The sequence below is a fragment of the Mesorhizobium sp. M2A.F.Ca.ET.067.02.1.1 genome (assembly GCF_004023285.1).
Lineage (GTDB): Bacteria > Pseudomonadota > Alphaproteobacteria > Rhizobiales > Rhizobiaceae > Mesorhizobium.
Genome location: NZ_RZSB01000264.1, coordinates 1 through 7,307, shown reverse-complemented (window position 1 = coordinate 7,307; position 7,307 = coordinate 1). Strand labels below are relative to the sequence as shown.

General features: G+C 62.7%; 8 protein-coding genes. 5 read left to right on the top strand and 3 right to left on the bottom strand.

The genetic code is table 11. The features are described from left to right. Positions 1–25: 25 nt before the first annotated feature. The 5 genes from EOA28_RS18570 (at position 26) to EOA28_RS18550 (ending at position 4,915) form a co-directional block, all read left to right on the top strand. Complete coding sequence (locus EOA28_RS18570) at positions 26–1,141, top strand: hypothetical protein (protein ID WP_128315137.1); 1,116 nt, start codon at positions 26–28, stop codon at positions 1,139–1,141. Continuing rightward, positions 1,138–1,878 carry a glycosyltransferase gene (locus tag EOA28_RS18565; RefSeq protein WP_189342095.1) on the top strand — a complete coding sequence of 247 codons (741 nt, stop codon included), beginning with the start codon at positions 1,138–1,140 and terminating at the stop codon, positions 1,876–1,878. The genes EOA28_RS18570 and EOA28_RS18565 overlap by 4 nt, the downstream gene beginning before the upstream one ends. Further along, positions 1,879–2,613 (top strand): glycosyltransferase family A protein, encoded by a 735-nt coding sequence (locus EOA28_RS18560; RefSeq protein WP_126082304.1) that lies wholly within the window; start codon positions 1,879–1,881, stop codon positions 2,611–2,613. 89 nt (positions 2,614–2,702) lie between these two features. Then, complete coding sequence (locus EOA28_RS18555) at positions 2,703–4,118, top strand: nucleotidyltransferase family protein (RefSeq protein WP_189342094.1); 1,416 nt, start codon at positions 2,703–2,705, stop codon at positions 4,116–4,118. Next, on the top strand, positions 4,115–4,915 hold the full coding sequence (locus tag EOA28_RS18550; RefSeq protein ID WP_128298432.1) for a Stf0 family sulfotransferase: 801 nt from the start codon (positions 4,115–4,117) through the stop codon (positions 4,913–4,915). Before EOA28_RS18555 ends, EOA28_RS18550 begins: the two co-directional genes overlap by 4 nt. Before the next feature lie 153 nt (positions 4,916–5,068). Here EOA28_RS18550 and EOA28_RS18545 read toward each other — a convergent pair whose 3' ends face one another. From EOA28_RS18545 to EOA28_RS18535, 3 genes are all read right to left on the bottom strand, one after another. Beyond that, positions 5,069–6,019: a sterol desaturase family protein gene (locus tag EOA28_RS18545; protein ID WP_189342093.1), complete on the bottom strand. Its 951-nt coding sequence runs from the start codon at positions 6,017–6,019 to the stop codon at positions 5,069–5,071. Next, the gene (locus tag EOA28_RS18540; protein ID WP_127253825.1) at positions 6,019–6,444 is read right to left on the bottom strand and encodes a hypothetical protein; all 426 of its coding nucleotides are present in this window, start codon (positions 6,442–6,444) and stop codon (positions 6,019–6,021) included. Before EOA28_RS18540 ends, EOA28_RS18545 begins: the two co-directional genes overlap by 1 nt. A gap of 80 nt (positions 6,445–6,524) precedes the next feature. Beyond that, positions 6,525–7,307: phytoene/squalene synthase family protein (locus EOA28_RS18535; protein WP_148670755.1), on the bottom strand; the 783-nt coding region annotated here is incomplete at its 5' end.

Genomic DNA, 7,307 nt, shown 5'->3' with positions numbered 1-7,307 from the left:
TCCATGACGTGGATCCGGGCGGTGGATGGCCGCTGCGGCGGGAGCTGGGGGACAGCTGATCCGAATGGTCCGAGCCGCCGTCGATCCCCGTACGGCGCCTGCAGCATTCGTCCGCCGCGTCATTGCCGACGCGAGTTTCCGGTGGTACGAATCCGGCGCTGAGCATCGCTTTCGCCTTGGCGGGTTGACGCTGCGGCTGCGCACATGCGGAACCGCGCTCGATCCGGTCATCCTGCCGGTTCTGCGTCATGCGCAAACAACGGGAGCCACTGCGGAAGACCGCTCGATCACTGTCTATGCCGTCTCGCATGAGGACGACGGCTTTCCGGCTCCGCCCGCCGAATGGCCCTTTGAAGCCGACGAGGCCGATGCCGTCACCCGGACCGTATGGGACAGCGAGGCCGGCGTCGCAATCGTATCCGACGAGAGCCGCGGAATCTGGCATCTGCACGACCTGTCCGCCGGCACCGGCGTCTATTGGGTGGGAGCCGCTGCCCGGCTGCCGGTCTGGGAATACGGGTCTCCGCTGCGCCACCACATCCATTGGGGCGCGTTGGCCACGGGGCACGCGATGCTTCATTCCGCCGTTGTCGGCGAAGATGGCGTGGGCGTGATGCTCGCCGGTCCGGGAGGTTCCGGCAAATCGACGCTGACGGCTGCCGCAATTTCCGCGGGGATGCAGACCACGGGCGATGATATTGTGCTGGTGTCGCAGTCTGGGGCAGACTGGCGAAGCCACTCGCTCTTCGACACCATGAAACTCACCGGGATGGCGGAGATCCTCTTCATCGGGCTTGCCGCGCAAGCAGTGAACCGGGACCGTCGCCCGGGGGAAAAGGCGCTCGTCCCGATCAGCACGACGATACCGGATGCGCTGGTCCCGCAAATCGCGGTGAAAGCTCTTGTCTCCTGCAAGCTCACCGGCGAGGATGCTTCGACAATCCGTTCCGCTTCACGGTTCGATATGATCCGTGCGCTCTCGCCAAGCACGTCGAAGATCTTGCGGACCGGCCATAACGAGATATTCCAGCAGGCCGCCAGCCTGTCGCGCTCGCTTCCATGCCACGAGTTCCTGATCGGCAACGATCCGATGGAGGCGGCAACCGTGCTGCGAGGGTTCGTGCGGGAACTCAGAGCATGAGCGACAGCCCAACGATCAGCGTCATCATGCCGGTGCGAAACGGCGAGAAATACATCGCCGACGCCCTGAAAACCATACTCGACCAAGCGTGGCCGGTGCAGGAAATCCTGGTTGTCGACGACGGCTCGACCGACCGCTCGCGCGAGATCGTCGAGACCCTGGCTTCGCGTTTCCCGGCGATCCGCGTCCTCGACGGGCCGCGGCGCGGCCCGGGACCCGCGCGAAATGTCGGCCTGAGGATCGCCGGCGGCGAGTTCATCGGCTTCCTGGATTGCGATGACCTCTGGCCGGCCGACAAGCTCTCGCTGCATCTCGCACGCTTTGCCCGAACGCCTCATATGGATGTCGTTTCCGGCTTCGTCAGCTATTTCAACCGGCAAATGACGGATGCCCCCGCACCCGATCCGGCGGCGATAACAGATGAACTTTTCCATGTTCATTTGGGTGCGACCCTCTATCGCCGGACAGTTTTCGACCGGGTCGGGATGTTCGACGAGAACTTCCTTTATTCCGAAGATGTCGACCTCATGCTCCGGATCCGCGAAGCCGAAATTCCGATGACGATCCTCAACGCGGTGACCCTGTGCTACCGTCGGCATGCAGAGTCGATGACAAGCACCTACACGGCAGAGGAGAAGCGCGACTTCAACCGCGCCCTGATGCAGTCGCTCATGCGTCGGCGCAAGAGCGGCAACGCAAGGCCGTTGCCTCCGTTCAAGCATCTGATGGAGGAGTGAGTGGAAACGCCGTTTTTCAGCGTCATCATTCCAGCGTGGAACGCGTCCGCCACGCTTCATGAGACGCTCGACAGCATCGCGGAGCAGAATGACCATTCGCCGCGGGAAGTCATCGTCGTCGATGACGGTTCGAGCGACCGCACGGTCGAGGTCGCTCAGGGCCACGCTTTGCATCCGCGCATAGTCAGGAAGGTCAACGGGGGAGCGCCGTCCGCATTCAATGTCGGCATAAAGGCCGCCCAGGGCGCGGTTCTTGCGTTCCTCGATGCCGACGACCTCTGGATGCCCGACAAGCTCGCGCTGCAGCGGGCCAGGCTCGACTCCGATCCCTCACTGGATGCAGTGTTCGGCCACAGCGAAACCTTCGAGAGCCCGGACTACCCCTCCGAAGCCTTTGTCTCTCTCCACTATAAGAAAGGCCGCTACCCGGGCTACCTCCTGAGTTCGCTTGCCGTTCGGCGAAGTGCTGTCGAACGGCTCGGCATCCCGTTCGACGAAAGCTTGCGCACGGGGTACTTTATAGATTGGTACCGCAGGGCCATCGCCGCGGGCATGAAAATGACCATGCTGGACGAGACGGTTCATCGACGTCGTATTCGACCAGGCACGTTGTCCAGAAGGGTAGCCGTCGCCGGCAGCGCACCGGCCGGCATGGCATCCGACTTTCTTGAAATCGCACGCCGGGCGCTCAGGGCCAAGAGGGGTGATGATGATGGAGAAAGAGGGGGGCAATGAATTGGCCTCTCTGGTACCCGTCTCTTGATCGCGCCTGGCCCGCTGGCGATCACGAGCGCCTCCTGCTGGCCGCCGTGCACGTCGATCCGGTGGCGGCCGAAAGGGAACTGCGCGCCTGGATCGGCACGCACGACCTGAACGACTGCACGTTCAGCGAGCAGCGGCTGATTCTCGCCGCCTGGAACAGGCTTGGGCCTGGTTTGAGGGATCTGCCGGATGCGCCGAGGCTTGCCGGGCTTCAACGGATGCTATGGACGCGAACCATGCTTCTGATGAGAGAATGCCAACCGGCATTCGCGGCGCTGGCTGTGGCGGACGTGCCGATGATGCTCATCAAGGGAGCCGCGCGTGCCGCTGATCCCGTTGGACGGGGTGGACGCTCGTTCCACGACCTCGATATCGTGGTCCCGCGGAACCGGCTGGGCGATGCCCTGGGCGTGTTCGTTGAACTGGGCTGGGAGCCGTCGAGCGGTTCCAGCGCCATGCGCATGCTGACGCAGGCAGCACGGCTGCGCAGCGTCAATCTTCACAAGGACCGCTACGGCGACATCGATCTTCATGGCTGCATCTTTCGTCCGGGCCAGGGCAGCCTCGCCGACGACGACCGGGTCTGGGCGCGGGCCAGATCGGTGGAGTTCAATTCCGTGGCCTGCGGACTGCCGGTCCGGGAAGACCTGGCGGTGATCGCCATCGCAAATGGCAGTCTCGACGCCCACGCCAACAGCGACTGGCTGGTCGATCTGTCCCGCCTCATCGTTGAACCCGGTTTCGATTGGAAGCTGTTTTCCAATGAGATTCTCGCCCGCGACATTGCGGTGGCGACATTGATCGCGCTTGGCTGGCTAAAAGTGCGGGCAGGCTATGCGGTCGATGCAGAGGCGATGGAACGCTTCGAGGCGGCTCTTCCCGGGCCGATGGCCGCGTGGATGGCTTTCGTTCAAGCAAGGCCCAGGCAAAGTGAGACTCCCGCCGGCGCCGCCCTTCGTTGGCTTGCAAAGACGCGTCGCAAATCGCTTGAGCTGGCCCAGTCCGAACCACGCGGCGAGCAGAAAACGAGACCGCGCCTGAAGACGAAATTCAGCAGGGGCTTGCCTGCTGGCCAAGGCGAGCTGCGCGCCGATCTGCCTCTTCCCGCTTCCGACCGCGCCGGCGTCTTGCGCTTGCACATCCGATTGCCGGCGTCGGTGAAGTGGCGGCGTCTCGCCTTCGAGATCAACAGCGACGCCGGGCATGTTGCCGCCTTTCATGTGCGCCCGAAGCTTCCGCGCGCGGGCACCGCATTGGAAATCTTATGCGAAATCCAGCTTGACACTCCCGCTGGCGCGACAAGGGTCTGGCTTGAAAGCCGGCCGCTGCGATCTTCGCGAATGCTGACCGAGGAGAACGCCGCGCGCTACGCCGCCCCCCGGTTCTCGCTTACCAGTTCGGAATTCCGCCCCTTCGCACACCCGGGAGCGCTCATCGACGGCAGTTCACGCGAAGGTCCCGCGAAGGAAACGCAATGAAAGGTCTGCTAATCTTGTCGGAGGCGCGGAGCGGCTCGACTTGGGTGGCCTCGCTGACGAACAGCACCGGGAAATTGGGTAACGCCCGCGAATGGCTGAGGGATGAGACGAGTGAAGCACCCCAGACACTCGCAGCCGAACAGCACTATCAGAAAATAATGGATAGATCCTCGACAGATAATGGCGTCTTCTCGGTCAAGATATTTCCGCATCATCTGCGTGATGTTTACGACAAGCGAAAATACGACTTCATAGAGAGATGCCTTCGCGACCATGAGATTCTCGTAATATTGCTCGAGAGAATGGACCGTCTCGGTGCCGCGATATCCGCAACACGCGCATCTCAGTCAGGGCAATGGTCCAGGACAAGTGGCGGCGGCGACGAGAATAGTGCTGAGAGTTCGGTCGCATACGATCGCGCACAGATTCTCGAGAACATGATCTATATCGGCGAAGGCATGGCGTTCTGGAGAAATTACCTCGCGCTGAGGTCCATCCAATACGTTCCGGTCTTTTACGAGCAGATTATGAAGGGATGGCGCGAATATGTGATGGACGTCGCCGGCAAGATGGATGTCTCGATCGACGCAGAGCAGATCTCGAACGACCTCTACGAAGTTCAGCGCGACGCGCTATCGATGGAATGGCGAAGGAAATTCGAGGCCGAAAACAAATCTCGTTCCCTCGAAAAACTATACGCCTATGGCCATACATACCCAAGAACCATTGGAAACCTTCTCAGGTTTCTTCTGAAAAAGGAAATCCGCTCGAGGATCAGGTTCAGGGATTACACATAAAGACCGCCGTGACGCTTCGTTTCGGCACCATGACGGTTCCAGTTACCGTTCGTTCTGCCGCTGTCGCCGAAGCTGCGTATCATCGACAGGAATTTTGCGGACACCGCCGCGATGGCAGTTGCTGCAAGCGGCAGCGCTCTCTCCTCACCATGACTATTCCGCCGGCTCGGCACGCGCTGGCGGCAATCCCGGCTTGCCTGCTTGGGAAGGATTTCGCCTGACATAGGCCGCCTTCAGCGTTTCCGACGTGTCGCGCGAGCCGTCATGGCTCCAGCCCGGCGGTTGGATGAGATAATTGACGCGCTCGCCAGGCGTCAGCCCCGGCGCCAGCGCATCCTTGAACATGCCGATCCATTCGTGGAACGCGACCTTCAGCGGATTGAAGGTCCCGATATTCTTGACGATGCCGTAGCGCGGCCGGTCTTCCTCCAGTTCCTCGACGAAGGTGCCGAACATGCGGTCCCAGATGATCAGCGTGCCGGCATAATTGGCGTCGAGATAGCGCGGGTTGGTGGCGTGGTGGACGCGATGGTGCGAGGGCGTGTTGAAGATGAACTCGAACCAGCCCCACATCTTGCCGATCGTCTCGGTGTGGATCCAGAACTGCCAGACAAGGTTGAAGCCGAAGACGAAGGCGATCACCGCCGGATGGAAGCCGGCGAGCACCAGCGGCGCCTGCAGGATGAAGGTGAAGGTGAACAGGCCGGTCCAGCTCTGCCTCAGGGCCGTCGAGAGATTGTAATGCTGGCTGGAATGATGATTGACATGCTCGGCCCACACCCAGCGCACCCGGTGCGCGATGCGGTGATAGACATAGTAGCGCAAGTCATCGAGCAGGAAGGCGGCGACGAACACCCAGATGGACAGGCCGAGATTGAAGACACGGAACTGCCAGAGCCACAGCAGCGCCCAGTAGGACACGACGCCGAGCAGCAGGCCGGCGACGACATTGCCGGTGCCCATCACCAGGCTGGTCAGCGTGTCGCGCGTCTCGAACGATCCCTTGGCGCGGCCGGTGCGCACCAGCCAGAGCTCGATCAGGATCGCTGCGACGAAGAAGGGGATCGCAAGCTGGGTGACCTGCGGGAAATTATACTCGTCCATCACGCCGCCTCCCGGATCCGATCGCTGTTCTGCAGGGTCGCTGCCACCGCTCGCGCATCGGCTTCGTTGGCAAAAGCAAACCGCCCACCTTTCCAGGTGAAATCCTTCAGCCGCAGCGACACCGCTTTCCCTTCCCTCGCCAGCGCCAGAATGTCGTGCGGCGTGACGATGCGCGTCAGAAAACAATCGCCGATGCTCTGGACGATGCCGCAGCGTTGCGGGCCGAGGTCGAGAAACGCGGCATGATTGTCGGCGGTCAGCCGCACGGCTTCCGGCCTTTCGTCGGGAAAATCATCGGCAAAGCGTGCGAGCGCTTGAGCCGCGCCGGCAAGCGTCGCGGTTGTCGTGCCGCCGGTGAAATGCACGGCTGCGACCGACAACGCAATGCCGAATGCGACGAGGACGACCAGGACTGGCAGGCTCATGGGAACGCGGCTCCTCCGGCGGCCCGCATTTCTTTGACGCGGGTCCACGCGACAAACCCCTAGCACGGTTGACGTTTACGTCAAAGGGGCATCCAGCCTCGCATCGCATGCCGCAGGAGCAGCCAGTGCCGGCCGAAGGTGGAGAGCGCTGCCGTCCTGCGGAGCGCCGAAGCCTTTTCCATCTTGTCGAGATAGGCGTGGGTCAGCGCCAACGGCAGAAAGGCCGGCCGCAGCGAAACGGGAAGCGCCGGCGCTCCTTTCTCGAAGGCGTTGAGATGCTCCCGCGCCAGCGCGATCATCGCCACAACCGCGCGCTCGGCGGCAGCCCCGCCCTCTCCCTTGACGAACTCTTCCGGCGTCGTACCGGCTGCCGCGAGGATGTCTGCGGGCACAAAGCATTGGCCGCGTCGGCGGTGCAGCGGCAGCATAAGCAGCAGGCCGGTGATCGCCTGGGCGCAACCGGCCCGGCCGGCGAGTTCGGCAAAGCCCGGCGCCGCCGCCGGATCGAGCACCATGGCCGCAAGCTGGATAAGTGCTGCGGCCGTTTCGCCGCAATAGCCCTCGAGATCGGTACGCGACGGCATCGGGTCGTCATAGAGATCAAAGATGCGCGCCTCGAGCATGTTCTCGAAAGCACTCTTCGGCAGCTTATTTGCGGCAATCGTCGCGCGCAGCGCATCGGCGGTCGGGTGGCCCGTCCCGGCATCCCCATCGGCCGCGACAACGTCGCGCCACCATTGCAGCCTGACCTCGCCCGGCAGCGGCTCGTGGATGCGATCGCGCACGCCGGCGATCTCGGCGTTGAAGGCGTAGAGCGCAAGCAGCGCGCCGCGTTTGTCGGCCGGCGCGTAGAGCGCCGACAG

Excerpts from the sequence above, each read along its gene's own strand:
- EOA28_RS18565 (WP_189342095.1), top strand. The coding sequence starts at position 1,138 with ATGAGCGACAGCCCAACGATCAGCGTCATCATGCCGGTGCGAAACGGC.
- EOA28_RS18570 (WP_128315137.1), top strand. The coding sequence starts at position 26 with ATGGCCGCTGCGGCGGGAGCTGGGGGACAGCTGATCCGAATGGTCCGA.
- EOA28_RS18540 (WP_127253825.1), bottom strand. The coding sequence starts at position 6,444 with ATGAGCCTGCCAGTCCTGGTCGTCCTCGTCGCATTCGGCATTGCGTTG.
- EOA28_RS18550 (WP_128298432.1), top strand. The coding sequence starts at position 4,115 with ATGAAAGGTCTGCTAATCTTGTCGGAGGCGCGGAGCGGCTCGACTTGG.
- EOA28_RS18545 (WP_189342093.1), bottom strand. The coding sequence starts at position 6,019 with ATGGACGAGTATAATTTCCCGCAGGTCACCCAGCTTGCGATCCCCTTC.